The following is a 17,034-nucleotide window of genomic DNA, read 5'->3' as shown; positions in this document are numbered from 1 at the left end:
CTCCCGTCCGGAGCGGGCACCGCACCCAACCGGCCAGGGTCGAAAGTTCACCGGCGCGATGCGCGGCGTACCGATGGAATCCCCCACCCGGACTCCCCCGGAATTACTGTCAACCCTATGGACGATCAGCCCGATGGGACACGTCACGACGACGCTGACGAGCCTGCTACCACCCGAAAAGACGTAATTTTCCTGGTGACCGTCTTCGCCATCCTCAGCTTCACGGCCTACTTGGACCAAGCGGGATGCCAATTGGCGTAGGTGGGGGTTCGGCGGGTGCACACCAATTCCTAACTGGCCGTTATCGATTGGCAAGAGTTACCGCGCTACGAAGCCTCCGCTCCGCGATAGCTAGCTGCTCTCACAAACAGTCCGACTACCGATCCGACGAGCGCTCCGACAACAACTAGCCCGATGGAGACCGTCCACGGCTCATACGCCGTCGCGACTTCGACCGTCTCGGTCATTTGTGGATCGATCGTCGCACAGGTCAGTGATGTCGTTCCGGTTCCGCCGACGATCAGCCACCAGAAGACGCCGCTGAATACCGCACCGAGCAGCGCTCCGAGCGCTGCTGAATACATGACGGGGCTTTTCACAGTTCCGCTTCCGTTCCGATCTGATAGCTGTTCACATCCAACGAAAATTCCGGACTCGTTACACGCGTTCGATCCGGTTGGCCGCCGAGGCGAAAAAGCAAGCGAGCTTGCCCACCGCCGCGCGACCGGTTCGGAGGACTGCGCCGTCGAGGCCCAGGCGTACTGCGGGAGTCAGCCGGAGTTACCAGCTCTCGATAGCGGCCCGGAGCCCAGGCTCGGGGTCGTCGCCGCGTAGCTTCGCCGAGATAGCGAGGCTCAAAAGTGCCGCCGTTTGGGTAAAGATCTTTTCCGAAGAGTTCATGACATCGAACCCCGCACGGTCTACCCGAAGTACGCCGGGTGGCAGCACTATATGAGGTCGAGCTGTCAGGCCGCGCAGAACAGCGCTCGCCAACTCTGTTGGCAGACCCGAGACAAATGGACGGTTCCACAGGCGGCTCCGGCACGTTGGCTGGTCGTCGCTCTCGAGCATGCCGAAGGATGCAACTCCGACTTCTATCAGCGTGCTCGGTCCGTTCCCCGCGATGAACTCGGCGCCTAGCAGTGCCCTGGGTGCGATGCCGCCGTGGCGACGCAGCACCTCAACCAAAATACGGACATTCCCAACCGCTTCGTATCCGGTGGTTGCGGACTGGGTGGCCGTGAGGGTCTGGGCAACGGGATACGCGGCGTCCGCGGCGTCTTCGCCGACAGCGGCAACCCCGTGGCCCGCGACATCGAGCGTCCTCATCGTGGCGGCAACCCATTCTGCTGGCGCCACCATGGGCCGAATTCCTCATACTTGTCGATCACATCAGGATCGTAGTTCTTGCCCGGGGAGTGCTGCCGTGACGCGGACTCCCCACCCGACCACACGACGGTGTATTCGCTGCTGGCGGCGTTCCTGCGCACCCAGACCAGCGTGACCAATTGCCCCATCCAGCTCCCGGACGCCATAGCGCCCGTCGACATCCAGTCCGCGCAACACGAAGGCCGTTGCCTGGGCCCTGCTCGTAGCGGGCCCGCAGAAGCCCGGGGGCTACCCGTTCTCGGTGACGGTGGTGTCGGTGTGGCGGCGGTTGGTATCGGGCTTGAGGAAGTGCCCGGTGATCGCCGAGCGGTCACGCCGGTTCTCGTCCTCGTGCCGGTCCCGCGCAGGCTTATGAGACTGAGGCGGGCGCTGCATTCCAGGTGTTGCATTCGGCGAGGCGGTTGGTCGTGTACCCATGTTCGGCCCACCAGCCGTAGTTCTGGGGTGATCCGTGATCGCGGGCCTGGCCAGGGTGGGCGCCGCGGCTGTAGCTGTCTTTGATGGCGCGCCACCCGGCATCGGCGGCGATAGCGCCGGTGTGTTGGGTGGCGCCGAGGAACATGCCCGCGAAGCATTGGGCTTGCAACTCGAGGCGGCGGGACAGTTCCAGGCCCGCGGCGCTATCGGAACCGGCACTGCTCATGTCCTTGTGCGCCTTTATGCTGATTCCGGAAATGGCTTGGATGTGGTGTCCGTATTCGTGCGCGAGGAGGGCCAGGTAAATAGTGGCGTCGTTTCCGTAGCGTTGTATCTGGATCGTATCCATCGGCATGTAGATGGTGTTGTTAGCCGAGCAGTAGAAGGCGGCCCAATTCGATTCATCTCCGTTGATGCAAGGTCCCGTGGCCGACGCCGCGGTCGCGGGCACGCTCAGATTCGGGCTGGAGAACGCGATCTTTTTGTCGGTCAACGCATGTCGCCATGACTGATCCATACACAGAGCGGCGCGGTCGAGGAAGCGGGTGACAGCTTCTCTGCTTGTCCCCCACGGCAGCCAGTCGCAACTGAAGTTTCGCAATCCGGCAGCGGTGTCATTGAGCAGGGGATGGTCACCGAGTGCTTCGATCGGGCCCGGACGCAGCTGAAGGGTCGCCGGTTTGGACGGAGTCGAAAAGGTACTGGAGTTGCTCGTCTCCGGCGAGGCTGCCCGCCGGCCGTCGCCGTCCTGGTTGGTCGCCACGATCACCACAGCGCCCACAACCAGGGTTATCACCGCGACGACCACCGCGATGACGGCTGGCGCACTAATCGGGGGCCGCGGTGGCTGGTAGCGACCGTTGGCACCGCCAGGGACGGGGTGAGGATATTGGGTTCCATGTGGTAGGCCACGAACTGGGTAGGGCTGTGGCGGAACCGAATTCGGCGTCGCCCCCTGGAACGGGTGGTGGCCAGGCGGGCCATACGGCTGGTGTCCCGGTGGCTGCTGTGTCATATCCGGATCAATTCACCTGATCTTCAAGACGCGGCAACGCCTCTTCCGAACAATTCTCACGAGAATCAGAATCGGCCTTCGGGACAGCGCGATTCAGCTCGGCCGCTATCGCATCCCGATCAGCTTGGGAAGTGGCTTGTCATTTGCGAAGGGCCGCAATGACTTTGTCCAGTTGCTGACGTGCGGCGGTCGCGACTTCCTGATCGTTGACGAGCGGCGTTTCCGTAAGATGGATATTGAGATGGCTGAAGAATGCCTGGCCGTTGAGGTCGGGAACCGGCCACGTGCCGTTCAGGTCCGCGTCCGGAAATGCCGTTACAGTTCCGCTCCGCCGGCCGGAGCCGCGGTCTGCGAACACACGCACACGCCGAGTCGATGACATGCGGCTCAGCCGTCCGGGCGGACATGCGCGAATCGCTCCGCGAGCGAGGGCCCGAGATGGTCGATGATGGCGTAGCCCGGTTGGCCAGGATTCGGCAGGCTTTGCAGGAATGAGAAATCGATGACCTCGTTGTCCTCGAGGTTGCAGCATATTGACCGGATCTCCAGAAAGTCCAGCACCGGCCCCCAGATCGACAGCCAGTCAGCGTCGCCGAGTTGGGCTGCGACGATCTCTCCGATGAGATCCCACAGGAATACATGCGGCAGCGACTCCTCGAAGTTGTTCTCGAGATGGCACGCCAGGGACTCCTCCACGACAGGGAACCGGCCAGCCATCTCCTCGATCAACCGCACACCTGGATACATCAGCAGCTTCCGTATCAGAGAACTTTACGAACGCACCATAGTGCCGCTGTGCGCGCTGAGCGAAGCGGCCATGACGCGGTGGCTGGCGGACCAGAGGCGCTGCGGCTCAGAACGGTGGCCATCCCGTGAAACAACCTCAGCAGCCACAGGTCACGGCCCCGTGGGCGTGGACTCGAGACCCTACAAATCGTCCGGATCCGGGTTGTTGGTGGAGGCTATCCTGTCGGTACCGGCTGGTCCCACTCGGTTCCCAGGAAGTCAGTCCGTCGCAACAGCAGTGTTCTGATTGGCAGTCAGCATCCAGGCGCCGTCCTCTTTGGTCATCACATACATCGGTGTCCCCCGACCCCACAGCTCGCCGTCGAGGGTGAAACCGCTCTGCCGGACCTTCACCGCGGCGACATCCGGCCGCAGGAAAAGCACGTGCTCGACCTCATATGTCGCCCTGCCTCGTGCGGCGGCACCGGGCAATACCTGGGCGGTGAACTCGGCGATGGCCGGGCGGCCGAAGAGGCGGCGGCCGTCGCCGGTGGTCCAGATCGCATCGGCACGGAAGAGCGCGGTGAATTCGGCGACCAGTTCGTTGGCCTGGGCGCGCTCGACCGCATCGACAACGGCGCGGATGGCGACGAGTTCGATGTCGAGATCGTCGGGGGTCTGTCCGGTCACGGTGACTACTTCGTTGCTCATGACGCCACTCTGTAACCTCTAGCTCACTTCAGGTCAACGGCGCGTGACGCACCACACATGGTGGGGGCGTGCGCTGATGCGCCGTTGCTCGTCGCCGAAGTCGACCTCGGGGCAGTCCCGAATGCCAAGTCCGACTGGGGATTCTCCGATGACAAAGCGCATGACTCGCTGATCGGCAAGGACATGTTCGAACAGGTCCGAGCTCGACTCGCTTCGAGGGGTCCCAGCTCGGAGGGGCACCCTTACTGTCCGGCAGAAGCACCCTTATGCGTTCAAGGGCTTGCTTTTTCACGAGCCATGCCAGCGGAGAACGCAGGGCACGTGGAATCACGGCAGAGCCCACTACCGGTGCCGGTATCCGTCCGAGTACGCCTTGGCCAATCGGATCGACCACCCGCCGTCGGTATATCTACGCGAAGATCAGCTGACCAGACCAGTGGATGCATGGTTGCAGGAGGTGTTTCATCCCGACCAGATCGAGCACTCGTTGACGTTGCTGGCAGCAGCAGATATTCCCGATACCGGGTTGGTGCTCGACGCCGCCCGCAAGTCGTTGGCTGAATATGATCAGAAGCTTCGACGCCACCGGGCAGCCCTGGAAGCCGGAGCCGATCCTGTGCTGGTCACTGGGTGGATCCGCGAGGTCCGGCAGCAGCGTGAATCAGTCGTCGCGCAGATCGCCGCGCTGGAGAGCAAATCGAAAAAGCTATCGTCGCCTGGACGCCAAGGAAATTGACGCACTGGTGGCATCGCTCGGCGGCCTGGCAACCGTCCTCGAGAAGGCCGACATAGGCGACAAGCTCGAGGTCTATCGGCAACTTGGCCTGAAACCAACCTTCGACCACGCAACACGGGCGGTTGTGGCCGAAGTTCAGCTACAACCGCCCGTGGGCATATTGGATGTGTCCGGAGGGGGTATCGACCATTACGCACATGCAATCCACCAGCGGACACGATTCCACATTGACTGCTAGAGCAGCTAATGGTTACGGCCGCAGTCGTACGGGTATCAGTCCGCCGCCGACGTTGATATGGCGCTCGTTCGTCGATATCGGTGATGTTCGGTGACGGTAATGCTGAAGTTCTTGCTGAGCCGAAAGCTCGGAGCCACCATCCCCTGCCGCTGTGGAGGGCGGGGCTTGTCCAGTCGAGATCCTCGCCGAGCCCGGAGGCTCGGCGCCACCGCCGGCCACACCGCCACCGACCGCACCCGCAATGTTGAGATCCTCGCCGAGCCCGGAGGCTCGGCGCCACGCGAGCAGGTCGGCCCGGTCGAGCCGCGAGGTAGCGTTGAGATCCTCGCCGGGCCCGGAGGCTCGGCGCCACACGAAACAGCCGGCCGTACACGATCTGGTTGAGGTTGTTGAGATCCTCGCCGAGCCCGGAGGCTCGGCGCCACATGTGCCGCACCTGGTGACGTATCGGCGCAACGCGTTGAGATTCTCGCCGAGCCCGGAGGCTCGGCGCCACCGCGAAGTGGTTGATCTCGAATCCCCGACGATCCCGTTGAGATTCTCGCCGAGCCCGGAGGCTCGGCGCCACAAGCAGGCGGCCGCTGCTTGGGTCCGGGCCGCTGAGGTTGAGATCCTCGCCGAGCCCGGAGGCTCGGCGCCACGCCAGGACGGCTGCGTCACCATCGTCACGCTGGGGTTGAGATTCTCGCCGAGCCCGGAGGCTCGGCGCCACTCCTGGAGCGGCATATCGACGCGCAACAGGCCGTTTTGAGATTCTCGCCGAGCCCGGAGGCTCGGCGCCACCTGAGCGAGCGCGTCCGGGAGGCAGGGCGCGAGTTGAGATTCTCGCCGAGCCCGGAGGCTCGGCGCCACACCCCGCCGGCGCACGCGGTGAGCGCATCGTGGTGTTGAGATTCTCGCCGAGCCCGGAGGCTCGGCGCCACTGCCGCTGTTCCGCGCGACGGTCCGCGTCGAGCTGTTGAGATTCTCGCCGAGCCCGGAGGCTCGGCGCCACCTGACGGTGCACCCGGTCGAGTACGGCCAGTGGCAGTTGAGATTCTCGCCGAGCCCGGAGGCTCGGCGCCACACGTGTGGCGGCTCTACGCCATCTCCCTCATCGAAGTTGAGATTCTCGCCGAGCCCGGAGGCTCGGCGCCACCGGCGACCGCTTCAAGGTCGTCGTCTCCAAGCTGAGGTTGAGATTCTCGCCGAGCCCGGAGGCTCGGCGCCACCCATGCGGTACCGCCGCATCTTGACCGTGGACGGCGTTGAGATTCTCGCCGAGCCCGGAGGCTCGGCGCCACGCTGTGTTACCTGCATACTCGTCTGGAACGGCAGTTGATCCAAAACGGTTAGCAGGAGACGGCGCACTATTTGCGCAGCTCGGCCCTTCGGAACGTTCCTGCAGTTGCGGTCGCACTAGGGGTTCCTAACCGCGTTCGACTACAGCACGAGGGGTGTGTTGTGTGGCGGGATCGGTGAGGCGCCGAGGTGGCTTGCTGTTTCGAAGGATCCGCTGTCGAGGGGGTAGATGCGGATACTGTCGCGGTCGTGGTCGATAACGCGGGCAAGCTCAGCCAGCAACCGCGGTCGTGTCACTGGGGTGCAGGTGACTTCGAAAACCGATTTCTGGACGCGGTGGCCGTAGCCTTCGCAGATCTTGGCGACACGTCGAAGCCGTTGCGCCCCAGCAGGTGCCACGGTTTCTACATCGTAGGTGATGAGCAGCTCCATCACGACACCGTCCAGGGGATGTAAGTTCTGGTGTCACCACGCAGGTGGCGCGCCAGTATCCGTGCTTGGATCAAGGGAAGCAGGCCGGCGGGGACTTCGCGATCGAGGTAGGCGTGTGGCCAGGAACGCTCGCGCGAGCTCGACCACTGCTCGAGGAAGAATTTGCGGCCGTCGTCGGTGAGCTGTACCTGTCCGGTCGGCAGGGTTTCGGTATGCGATGGCTTGATTTGGGAACGATTGAGTTGCGTCAATACCAGCCGGTCGACCAGCAACGGGCGAAACTCTTCCATCAAGTCCAAAGCAAGGGCGGGTTTAGCTGGTCGGATCCCATGTAGGTATCCGAGATAGGGGTCGAGCCCGACCTGTTCAATGGCACCGTGGACGGCAGTGCGCAGCATCCCGTATCCGAAGGACAGCAGACAATTGAACACGTCGGTCGGGGGTCGTCGGTGGCGTCCGGCTCCCACGCTCGGCGCCACAGCGGGTAGAGCTTGAAAGTAAGCGCGAGCTGCGGAGCCCTCGATCCCCCTGGCTTGATCCATGGTTGTGACGGTGCTCAAAGCATTGAGCGCGACGGCATGTTGTTCGGCGACCTCACGGACAACCGATTGCCGTTCGGCTGGCAAGTCGCGAGCGGACCGCAGCAGTAACTGGCGGTAGTTGTGTAGCTTGCCCGCGACCATCGACTGGGCGAGGCCGAGCTGGCGGTCCGGGTCGCCATGGGCACGGAATTGCTGAATCCGCAGGTGTGGGTTCCCGCTGTGTGGCCCGCCGACGCGGGCGAGGAAGCGGCCGTTGCGTGTGAGCCACGTGATCCCACGCCCGTCTGCAGCGCAGCGATGCATGAGATCGTCGGTCACGGTGACTCCGTTGAAAGCGACGATGTCTCCGAGGCGGATCAGGGGTAGAAGATGGCGTCCGGGACGGTCGGGATGGTGGACCCGCAACGCATCTCCGTCGAGGTGAAGGCTGGTGCCGGTGTGGTGACGTAGAGGGTCTTCAATAGCTCTGTCATTGGCAGTCTCGGACTGGACGAGGGGTGAACAGGTCGATCGTGGTGTGCCGGACCGATTCAGGCACACAGCCTGGCCGCAGTGAGCAGCGGGTGCATCGTGAGTCGTGGACTGGCGGAGGTAGAACAGCAGCGGCTATGCGGCGACGCAGTTGACCGGTTATCGCCCTGACCGCCGCGGCGAGGTCATCGTCGACGGTGACGGTGTAGCGGCGACGGTCACGACCGATAAATAGCTCTCCGTGGGGAATCGGTTGAGCGAACATCTCCCGAAGGCATAGCACTTGTGCGGCCACTTGCAGATCCGCTGGACCGCCGGGACGGTAACGGCCGGATTTGTGTTCCACCGGAACCAAGCCATCGCGGGTTCGATGCACGGTGTCACAGACACCGTGGATAGCGAGGGTTTCACTGTGGACCGGAAGCGACCTCCACACCCGAGCCCCTGCACGACCGGTCAGTGCTCCGCCGCGGTCCACGGCCTCGTGGGCAATGTCACCGCGCACAGTATCGGCATTCGATTCGAAATACGCTTCTTGCCAGATCAACACTGCCTGGCGCGGACAGTATGCGTAGTGCTCGATCGCCGAGATCGGCACACTCCAACGGTCTTCGAGCACGACAGGGGTGGGGCCGCTGGTCAGTTGAACACCTCGGTGTAGGCGACACCCGCAGGGAGTGCAGCGGTGTCGACCGAGATCTGGTAGTCGGCGAACTTCCTGGGACTCCAGTCCTCGGTGCCGCGATCGCTCGAGCTCCGCGCCGTGTGGACGTGGACTCGTTCGAGCAGTTTGTGGGCGGGTGCGTTGCCGAAAGTGTTGTCGTGGCTGAAGACATGCAGCCCGCGAGCAGTCATCCGGCCGCGGGTTGCGGAGCTGTCGTGGTCGAACATCATTTCCAGGACTTGGTAGAGCAGTTCGAAATCTTTGGTGTCGACGCCTGTTTGTACGCCTCGGGCGGCGGAGTAGGTGATTTCGGCCTTGTAGAGGCCGTAGGGGACGGTCCATTTCGAGCCCATCTCGGTGGACTCGCCCAGATCGATGTCAGCTTGGCGGGTTTGGGTGACGCGGGTGATGGCGTGCTCGACGGGGACGATCGGGTCGATCGAGCGAGCCATGCCGAATTGCAGTGGGCCGCGGATACTTCCGAGGGCATTGGTGTCACCGGTGGACAGCACCGCACCGAAGAGCCGGATGTCGACATATCTGTCGCACAGCCAAGCTCGGGCGATAGCTGCTTGTTCGGCAGGGATCCGATTGCCTTTGGCGGGCTTCTTGTCTTTGCTGTTCTTCGAGCTGACCTCTATCCCATTAGCTGTCAGCGATTCGGTGAGGCGAGTGTTCAGAGCGTGGCCGGCTTGAACGAAAATCCCGTAGCGGGGGTTGCCCTGGGCGGCCAGGGCGAGAGTGTCACGGATCTTGCGTTTCACCGCGACGTCGGTGACCAGACCGTGTCCGGAATCGAGGTCCACACGCGGCTGGTTGCCTGCGTCGGGGTCGCCGTTGGGGTTGCCGTCGGTGACGTCGAACAGAAAAACCATGTCGTGGCGGACGTGCGGGTCGAGGTGAGCGGTGGTTGCGTTCATACGGGCGAACCTTTCGAAGAAAGAAGAAGAAGGATTAAGCCTCGACGGCGATGACCGTTGCGGTCCGGTGGGCGTGTTGGTGCTGGTAGCCAAGGATGAATTGGTCTTGCTGGCGCAGGTTGTTGCGTACCGGAAGACCACCGTCCTGTGCGTTGATCAGCTCGTAGACCGCACCGATCCGGTCGGCATGCCACTTCGCCAGACCGACCCCGTCGCGACGGCGAATCTTGGTCAGCCAGGCGGCTGATTCTTTCCACCCCTGCACCAGCACTGGACGCGGAGTGTCGACCGCGCGGCGCCGGAAACGGTCTCCGAAAGTACTGTTCACCGCTACTTCGGTGCGCGGGCGGTCAGCTTGTTTCGCGTTTTCTTGGGCAGAGCTTTCGCCGCTGCCCCCGACTGTTCCTGCGGACTCGCGGACGGCGCGCCTGTGTGCGGCGTGCTGGGTTTGTTCCAGTAGCGCGAAAAGCCGTCCGGACAGATAGGCGCGGTCGCGATATTCTTCGTCGAGTTCTGAGGGAATCATGTTGTCCTTGCACCGGTTCGGTAGGCGGGTCAATGCCAGACGTGCCAGCGATGCCCGCCGGTCATCGATGTAGCCGTCGCTGCGGATACGGTGAATCAGGTGCGCGTTGAGCGCGGCCGGCAGTGGTTCGTCGAGGACCGCGACCCTCATCAACTGCTGCAGGGCCCGGTCGGGTCTGTCGGCGTTCTTCGCCCCGAACGGCCGGTACGTCCGCGCGGTGGCGTCCCAGCGTCCGAGGCAGGCCGCGAGCGCGGCGGGGCTGTGGAACCATTTTCCGGCCGGTAGTTGCCGCCCATCGCGCAACGTCACGGCTTCGGTTCGCCGCGGAGTGTTCTTGTGGTCGCGAAACCAGGCCAGCACGTTGCTGTCGTGATCGATGGAGTCTTCGTCGTCGCACGCCAACGCGATATCGACCCAATCGCGGACCATGATCCTGGCGACGTTGCCACCGACAGCCAACCAGCAGAATCGGCCCTCGAGCCGCTTCTGGCGGTGTTTGGCCGCGGTGACCGAGGAGAAGAAGGCATCGACCTCGGCAGGGCTGGGGTCCAGGATCAGGTTCATGTGGTCGAGTTCGTCGGTGTCGGTCACCCACCACGCCAGCCTGGTGTCCTGCCCGGCATAGGTGAGGGTGTGCTGCGAGGACAGCACTCCGGTCAGGCCCACCATCAACTCATCAGCACACGACAGGCAGATCGGGGTGTGCGTCAGCTGCGCAACCAGGTCGTAGCCGAACACCCGCTCGTTGATACTGACCAGAGCCGCGTCGTTGGAGGCACCCGGCACCAAGGTGGCGGACACTTTTCCCGGAATAGTGTTGGCCAACTCGCGATTCCGGGTACAGATCATGCAGGTTCCCGTGCGTCCGCTGCCCTTCGTCGCGCCGACCCGCTCCCGCCAGAACTCGGCTGCGCTGGAGCTGGTGTAGGCGTAGTCTCCGTCGATCGCGATGACCACACCGTCCTTGGCACGCAGTTCCTCCGGCCGAACGACCTCACTCAGCAGCCCCGATCGATACGACTGCGCCAACAGGTGAGGGACTGGGTCCTGTTCCACCGGAACGGTATTTGCCCAGTCGGTGATCAATTGCACGAACGCTCGATGACATTCGGCAACCCGAGCCTCGGCTACGGAGTCATCACCCCAGCCCAGGACATATTGGGCGTCATCGGCAGCCAAGTTCGGCGAGATACCTACGGTTCGAGTGGATGCTGGAACGGTGTGCACTACACCGCGTTTCGGACGATCAGGATCTCTCAGCGCTGTGAACCTCGGGATTGCCGAGATCTCACCGTTGGCGATCGAGATGTCGAGTTTCCAGCGGAACTCGCGGTCACGATGAAACGCCGGTGCACCGTGATAGTTTTCCCGCGCATAGGTTGTCAACCGCCGCAGCAACATTCACGCCTCCACGAGCTCGGGCTCGCCGACACGCAGCACCCCGTTCTTCAGTTCGGCATGAAACCAGCGCGATCTACGCGGATTGGTCGTGTAGTCGATGCTGTGCAGCATCATCCCCAGATCCGCCGACACCGGCGACAACGGTGCGTCGTCTGCAGGCCCGAACGAGGCGGGAAACTCCCGCGTCCCCAGGTAAGGCTGGTTGAAGCACTGCCCGCGCTCCACTCGCCGCTCGAACTGGGAGAGATAGGCTGCCGCGGGTTTGGTCGCGTGTGGAAGAACATCGATGTGCGCGTAGATCCGATAGGCAACGTCCTTCAGGCACAACGCATTTCGTTGGACACGGTTCGACACCGTGTCCACCGTCCTGACTCCACCGACCGCATCGGCCAACGACACCAGATCCGTCGTCTCGTTCCGTCGCAGAGTGAACGTTCGAATCGGTCTCAACACCTCGATCCGCTCGACCCGATACCGGATCTCAGGCTTCCAGAAGATGCTCGAAAGCACCCCCACCGCCGCCGACGGCGTCATCACCAGGTAGGTCATCCGCTCCGCACTCAACCCCGGCTGCGTGAACAACGCTGCCGGCGCTTGAACTTGCACCACCGCAGGCACCCCGCCCCCTTCCTCGTAATCTGTTGATTTCCAAGTCATCCCATGTGATTCCACGGGACGAACGACTGTTGCGCAGCATCATGCACCGCCCCACCGACAAGTAAGACCAGTCACAACAGCCAGCGGTCTATCGCTTTCCCTGCTGCTGTCACCAACACCTTGACAAGGACAAGCAACGACAGTCGTGACGCGAACCGCCAAACCCTTTCCCACGATTTCCGCAGCCAGATTCGGAGTTCGCTACTTCACCCTCGGTCATCGCGAACACTCGGATTCCTGTTGCTATGACACGGATGCCGGACGCACGCTACCGGGCTGCAACCTTCGAGACAATGGTCGACCGGTCGGTTCCAATTGCATTGACTACCAACAGATTCCGCTTGATCGCAACAAACCCGCCGGGGACACTTGGCCCAAGCACCGAAACGCGACTATCCGATGCTTGGGCCAGGATGTATAGGAACAGGTTGAGATTCTCGCCGAGCTGGGGAGCTCGGCGCCAGTGCTGATATACGCCGTCGGCATCTCTCCGCCCCAGTTGAGATTCTCGCCCAGCTCGGGAGCTCGGCGCCAGCGGCGGCTACGACGCCGGCGCCCGGCATGCCGAGTTGAGATTCTCGCCGAGCTCGGGAGCTCGGCGCCAGTCGGGCGGGGCGTCGTCCTCGATGGCGGTGAGAGTGTTGAGATTCTCGCCGAGCTCGGGAGCTCGGCGCCAGCTCACCGAAGCGATGTTGCGGACCAGCGCGCCTGTTGAGATTCTCGCCGAGCTCGGGAGCTCGGCGCCAGGTGGATTCCAGACAAGGCGGAACCGGTCAAACGAGTTGAGATTCTCGCCCAGCTCGGGAGCTCGGCGCCAGTTCGGTGAGCGGGATCTTGGTTCGCGGCTTCAAGGGTTGAGATTCTCGCCCAGCTCGGGAGCTCGGCGCCAGTTGACCGGGGACTGGTGGAATTCGGCGTATCCGGAGTTGAGATTCTCGCCCAGCTCGGGAGCTCGGCGCCAGGCGACCGGCCGCGCTTCGCGGGCGACAGTGGAATGTTGAGATTCTCGCCCAGCTCGGGAGCTCGGCGCCAGGATTCGGCGGCGAGATGATGGATGCGGGCGAGAAGTTGAGATTCTCGCCCAGCTCGGGAGCTCGGCGCCAGTCCTCAGCTACCGCGACACCGACGAGCTGACCGAGCAGTTGAGATTCTCGCCCAGCTCGGGAGCTCGGCGCCAGTCCTGCTCGCGCACTCGCAAGAGCCATTCGCGGGGTTGAGATTCTCGCCCAGCTCGGGAGCTCGGCGCCAGTGGTCCTGTCTGCAGTCTTCGCAGCTGACCACGAGCCGTTGAGATTCTCGCCCAGCTCGGGAGCTCGGCGCCAGGTTGACCGGATCGCTGGCCAACAAGCTCGAAGGAGTTGAGATTCTCGCCCAGCTCGGGAGCTCGGCGCCAGGCTGGATTACCAGCGCATTCCCCATGAAGGGTACCGAGATTCCGCAGTATCAGACAGTCGCGGACAAGATAAAGCCAGCTCGCGACTTCGGAACGGTCCTGGGATTCAGGTCGCACTACAGGTTCCTAACTATCGGATCGCCAACCCACCGGCAGGCGCGGTTGAGGTTCGATGTCAGAGGCTCAGGATAGGTTGAGGCGGTGGATCTTTGGGCACACAGCGCACGCCGAATCGTAGATGCCCACGGCCACACCGCGTTAGGGCCGCGTCACGGACTTTCCGATCATTGTCGTTCCACGGCACGGTGGGCTGCACGCTTCGCTTCAGAGTTCGGCTGTGGCGAGCTGGCCTACCTACTCGGGTTGTTCCATGACGCCGGCAAGGCCTCATGCGCATGGCAAACCGGGTTGCTGCGAGTCGAGGGCACCGATAACCGAGTGGGAGTCCCGCACAAGCAACTCGGCACACGGTTGGTGTTCGGGCAGAACGGGCAAGGTCCCGCAGGTTTGGCCGCCATGGCCGTACTCGGACACCACGGTGGCCTCACTGATCCAGAAGAACTCCGCCTAACGCTGCAAGAAGCCGGCGCTGAGGATCCCGAGACCACCGCACGGTTCCTGCTCGACATACCCGAGGCTGCTGGCGCGCTGCTGTCGCCGCGCTTGTTTCCACGACGGTCGCCGAAGACGTCCGAAGAGAAGCTGTCGTTGGAGATGCGGTTGCGCATGGTGTTCTCCGCCTTGGTCGATGCCGATCATCTCGACACCGCCGCGCACCGGCAAGCAGACCCCGGCCCACGGGTAGCCCCACCCGCGGACATGGCAGCTCTGACCCTCAGATTCGAGCAGCGCCGAGCCGCGCGGATCACCTCGGCCGACGACAAGATCAGCCTTATGCGCACCCAGGTGTATGAGGCCGCCGTCGACGCGGCAGCACTGCCGCCGGGGATCTTTCGGCTTGCGGCTCCTACCGGACTGGGAAAGACCTTTGCCCAAGGCGCATTTGCTCTGCACCATGCGGCGCGGTGGAACAAAGCACGAGTAATCGTGGCGGTGCCGTTCATCACCGTCACCGAACAGAACGCCGCGGTCTATCGCCGGCTTCTCGACACCGATGACCAGCCGGTGGTGCTCGAGCATCATTCCAGCGTCCGATTCCACGAACCCGACAATGACGAGAAGTTAAGCTCCGGCCGTACTGCGGACCGGTGGGCGCGGTTGGCGGCAGAGAATTGGGACGCACCGTTCACCGTGACCACTACGGTGCAGTTGTTCGAGTCGATGTTCGGCCGCAAACCCTCCCGGATCCGCAAGCTGCATCGGCTGGCCAACGCGGTCATCGTTCTCGACGAAGTCCAAGCGCTGCCCACCCTGCTACTTGTACCAATCTTGAGCGGGCTGCGCACTCTCGCCGAAGATTTCGGCACGACCGTTCTGCTGACATCGGCAACGCAGCCAGAGTTCCAGGCGTTGTCCCCATGGCTGGCCTCACAGAGCCGCGGCAGCGTTTCCATCACACCGGTCATCGCCGACCCGCAGCCGCTGTTCGAGCAGTCCCGCAGAGTCCACTACCAATGGCGACTGGACCCGCAACCGACCTGGCAGCAGATCGCCGACGAACTACGCGCCCAGGATCAAGCGATGGTCGTCGTCAACTCCGTCGCCGATGCCCGCCACCTGTATCAACTCGCCTCCAGCGACCGCGAGATCTGGCACCTGTCGACCCGGATGTGCCCCCAGCACCGCCGCGCAGTCCTCGAAACAGTGACGCAACGTTTGCGTGCCGGGAAGCCGACTCTGCTCATCGCCACCCAGCTCGTAGAAGCCGGGGTCGATCTGTCGTTCCCGATCGTGTGGCGAGCACTGGCACCAGCGGATTCGATACAACAAGCGGCCGGGCGCGCCAACCGAAACGGCGAAATCCCCGAGGGCGGGCTGGTGATCGTCTTCGACCCGGCAGAAGGCCACCAACCCGCCGAATACCGGCCAGCGTGCGCGCTGACGCTCAAACACTTCGGTCATACCAGCACAGAACTCGACGACCAACTCGCTCTGGCCCGCTACTACAAAGAGCTCTACAAGGACCTACGACTCGATTCGAGCCCACTCGATCAGACGAAAACACCCCTCGGTCACGTCGTCCAGCGCAACCGCCAGGCACTGGACTATCGGGCCGTAACAGACGGTCCTCTCACCGATACCGGCACCCGGGACTCGAGCCGCGCCTTCCGCATGATCGCCGACGAATCAGTCCCCTTGGTGATTGCCGACCACGAGGACACCGACCAGATCCAGGCGTTGCTCAGCGACCTAGCCGCCGGCACGATCACTTCTGGTCTCGCATTGCGCCGACTGCAGCCGTGGACAGTTCAATTGCCCACCACCACAGCTAACCGCGCCGACGTCGCGCCACTCATCGAAACCATCGTCGGAGACCTCGGCCGCTGGAAAGGCACCTACGACTGGAACCCTGCCACCAGCCAGGGAGTCGGGCTAGACGAAGCCCACATCAATATCGTGTTCTAGGCTGCGTCCCCAGCGCACATGCTGAAGCGACCTTTCCGCGCCCCTGCGATCGAGGATTTGGCCTATCTCGCATTCGAAGTGGGTACACGATCGCGAACCACGAGCCTGCCTCAGATCCGTTCCTGACCGCACCGAGGCTGCCCGGCTGCACAAGCTGATGGCCGCATGAAACCGGCCACGCTGCGGCCAATCGAATGGTGCCGACGGCCGGTCCGAGCCGTAGCTCGGAGCGAGTAGTTGTGAGGTTCAATTCGGGAAGGGGACAACGAATGATGAATAATATTGCAGCGCAGCAGGATTCGTGTCGACTTGTGTCCGGAGGGGGACTTGAACCCCCACGCCCGATAAAGGGCACTAGCACCTCAAGCTAGCGCGTCTGCCATTCCGCCACCCGGACAGGTGGATGTGTTCAGTTGTGGCGCAGGTGAGTACAAGATCAACTGCGCCTCGGAACTATAGACAATGGAGGTGGGTCGGCGCCAATCGCCGCCTGACGCGTCAGGCGGGGAGGTGGACGCGTTCGGCGCCGATGCGGTCGATTCGGGCTTTGCCCCAGAGGCCGATGGGTTCGAGGGCGGCGTTGAGGGCTGAACCCTGTTCGGTGAGTTGGTATTCCACGCGTGGTGGGATCTCGGGGAAGACCTCTCGGGTGATGATGCCGTCCTCTTCGAGTTCGCGCAGATGCTGGATGAGCATCTTCTCCGACACGCCGGGCAGGCCGCGGCGCAGTTCGCCGAAGCGGCGCACGCCGTTCTCCTGCAGCTCCCACAGGATGAGGACTTTCCATTTGCCGCCGATGACGTCCATGGCGGCGTCGATGCCGCAGAAGTATGGCCCATGTCTCTTCGTGCTCATCGCTCCCCTTCGCTACCTGCTCACACACCTACGGGTAAGTACCCGACGAAATAGTAGGTACTTGTCGGAGCAACCGCTTGCGAGCACGGTTGATTCCAGCGCGCTGATCACCACTCATCCCCCCAGCTTCGAAG

The 17,034-nt window shown here is 63.1% G+C and carries 15 protein-coding genes, 1 tRNA gene and 1 CRISPR repeat array; of the genes, 2 read left to right on the top strand and 14 right to left on the bottom strand.

The features are described 5' to 3' along the window. Positions 1-326: 326 nt before the first annotated feature. The 6 genes from BJ987_RS23160 to BJ987_RS23135 all read right to left on the bottom strand — a co-directional run bounded on the left by BJ987_RS23160 (position 327) and on the right by BJ987_RS23135 (position 4,258). Positions 327-599, bottom strand: coding sequence for a hypothetical protein (locus BJ987_RS23160; protein ID WP_209893877.1), 273 nt, complete (start codon positions 597-599; stop codon positions 327-329). A gap of 181 nt (positions 600-780) precedes the next feature. Next, the gene (locus tag BJ987_RS23155) at positions 781-1,362 is read right to left on the bottom strand and encodes a hypothetical protein (RefSeq protein WP_209893874.1); all 582 of its coding nucleotides are present in this window, start codon (positions 1,360-1,362) and stop codon (positions 781-783) included. A gap of 376 nt (positions 1,363-1,738) precedes the next feature. After that, positions 1,739-2,614 carry a neutral zinc metallopeptidase gene (locus BJ987_RS37800; protein WP_209893871.1) on the bottom strand — a complete coding sequence of 292 codons (876 nt, stop codon included), beginning with the start codon at positions 2,612-2,614 and terminating at the stop codon, positions 1,739-1,741. 346 nt (positions 2,615-2,960) lie between these two features. Next, on the bottom strand, positions 2,961-3,185 hold the full coding sequence (locus tag BJ987_RS23145; RefSeq protein ID WP_209893868.1) for a hypothetical protein: 225 nt from the start codon (positions 3,183-3,185) through the stop codon (positions 2,961-2,963). A gap of 23 nt (positions 3,186-3,208) precedes the next feature. Then, positions 3,209-3,550, bottom strand: coding sequence for a hypothetical protein (locus BJ987_RS23140; protein WP_209893865.1), 342 nt, complete (start codon positions 3,548-3,550; stop codon positions 3,209-3,211). Positions 3,551-3,826: 276 nt separating this feature from the next. Then, complete coding sequence (locus tag BJ987_RS23135; protein WP_209893863.1) at positions 3,827-4,258, bottom strand: SgcJ/EcaC family oxidoreductase; 432 nt, start codon at positions 4,256-4,258, stop codon at positions 3,827-3,829. 373 nt (positions 4,259-4,631) lie between these two features. Here BJ987_RS23135 and BJ987_RS23130 point away from each other — a divergent pair, with 373 nt between their 5' ends. Continuing rightward, positions 4,632-4,994: a hypothetical protein gene (locus BJ987_RS23130; RefSeq protein ID WP_209893860.1), complete on the top strand. Its 363-nt coding sequence runs from the start codon at positions 4,632-4,634 to the stop codon at positions 4,992-4,994. 1,660 nt (positions 4,995-6,654) lie between these two features. Here BJ987_RS23130 and cas2 read toward each other — a convergent pair. The 6 genes from cas2 to cas5c form a co-directional block, all read right to left on the bottom strand. Beyond that, entirely contained in the window at positions 6,655-6,945 is a 291-nt protein-coding gene (gene cas2, locus BJ987_RS23125) for a CRISPR-associated endonuclease Cas2 (RefSeq protein ID WP_209893857.1), read from the bottom strand. Then, positions 6,945-7,892, bottom strand: coding sequence for a CRISPR-associated endonuclease Cas1 (cas1, locus tag BJ987_RS23120; RefSeq protein WP_209893854.1), 948 nt, complete (start codon positions 7,890-7,892; stop codon positions 6,945-6,947). The genes cas2 and cas1 overlap by 1 nt, the downstream gene beginning before the upstream one ends. A 64-nt stretch (positions 7,893-7,956) precedes the next feature. Further along, a complete protein-coding gene (cas4, locus tag BJ987_RS38255) occupies positions 7,957-8,556 on the bottom strand; it encodes a CRISPR-associated protein Cas4 (protein ID WP_209893851.1) in 600 nt (199 codons plus the stop codon). 41 nt (positions 8,557-8,597) lie between these two features. Then, the gene (gene cas7c / locus BJ987_RS23110) at positions 8,598-9,542 is read right to left on the bottom strand and encodes a type I-C CRISPR-associated protein Cas7/Csd2 (protein ID WP_209893847.1); all 945 of its coding nucleotides are present in this window, start codon (positions 9,540-9,542) and stop codon (positions 8,598-8,600) included. 34 nt (positions 9,543-9,576) lie between these two features. After that, positions 9,577-11,469, bottom strand: a complete 1,893-nt coding sequence (locus tag BJ987_RS23105; protein ID WP_209893844.1) for a type I-C CRISPR-associated protein Cas8c/Csd1 — start codon at positions 11,467-11,469, stop codon at positions 9,577-9,579. After that, on the bottom strand, positions 11,470-12,087 hold the full coding sequence (cas5c, locus tag BJ987_RS23100; RefSeq protein ID WP_209893841.1) for a type I-C CRISPR-associated protein Cas5c: 618 nt from the start codon (positions 12,085-12,087) through the stop codon (positions 11,470-11,472). Between the two features lie 466 nt (positions 12,088-12,553). Further along, a CRISPR array of direct repeats spans positions 12,554-13,520; the repeat unit is 37 nt; unit sequence GTTGAGATTCTCGCCCAGCTCGGGAGCTCGGCGCCAG. Positions 13,521-13,720: 200 nt separating this feature from the next. On the opposite strand from cas5c, the gene cas3 reads away from it, so the two are divergent. Next, positions 13,721-16,045 (top strand): CRISPR-associated helicase Cas3', encoded by a 2,325-nt coding sequence (cas3, locus tag BJ987_RS23095; protein WP_209893838.1) that lies wholly within the window; start codon positions 13,721-13,723, stop codon positions 16,043-16,045. 312 nt (positions 16,046-16,357) lie between these two features. Here the strand turns inward: cas3 and BJ987_RS23090 are convergent. Then, positions 16,358-16,442 (bottom strand) — tRNA-Leu (locus BJ987_RS23090). Between the two features lie 101 nt (positions 16,443-16,543). Continuing rightward, on the bottom strand, positions 16,544-16,900 hold the full coding sequence (locus BJ987_RS23085) for a winged helix-turn-helix transcriptional regulator (RefSeq protein WP_209893834.1): 357 nt from the start codon (positions 16,898-16,900) through the stop codon (positions 16,544-16,546). Positions 16,901-17,034: the final 134 nt, after the last annotated feature.

The sequence above is a fragment of the Nocardia goodfellowii genome (genome assembly GCF_017875645.1).
GTDB lineage: Bacteria > Actinomycetota > Actinomycetes > Mycobacteriales > Mycobacteriaceae > Nocardia > Nocardia goodfellowii.
This window is presented reverse-complemented; position numbering and strand designations above follow the sequence as displayed.

Bases quoted from the DNA above. Each gene is read 5' to 3' on its own strand.
- cas7c (WP_209893847.1), bottom strand. From the start codon at position 9,542: ATGAACGCAACCACCGCTCACCTCGACCCGCACGTCCGCCACGACATG.
- BJ987_RS23085 (WP_209893834.1), bottom strand. From the start codon at position 16,900: ATGAGCACGAAGAGACATGGGCCATACTTCTGCGGCATCGACGCCGCC.
- BJ987_RS23105 (WP_209893844.1), bottom strand. From the start codon at position 11,469: ATGTTGCTGCGGCGGTTGACAACCTATGCGCGGGAAAACTATCACGGT.
- BJ987_RS23155 (WP_209893874.1), bottom strand. From the start codon at position 1,362: ATGGTGGCGCCAGCAGAATGGGTTGCCGCCACGATGAGGACGCTCGAT.
- cas2 (WP_209893857.1), bottom strand. From the start codon at position 6,945: ATGGAGCTGCTCATCACCTACGATGTAGAAACCGTGGCACCTGCTGGG.
- BJ987_RS23135 (WP_209893863.1), bottom strand. From the start codon at position 4,258: ATGAGCAACGAAGTAGTCACCGTGACCGGACAGACCCCCGACGATCTC.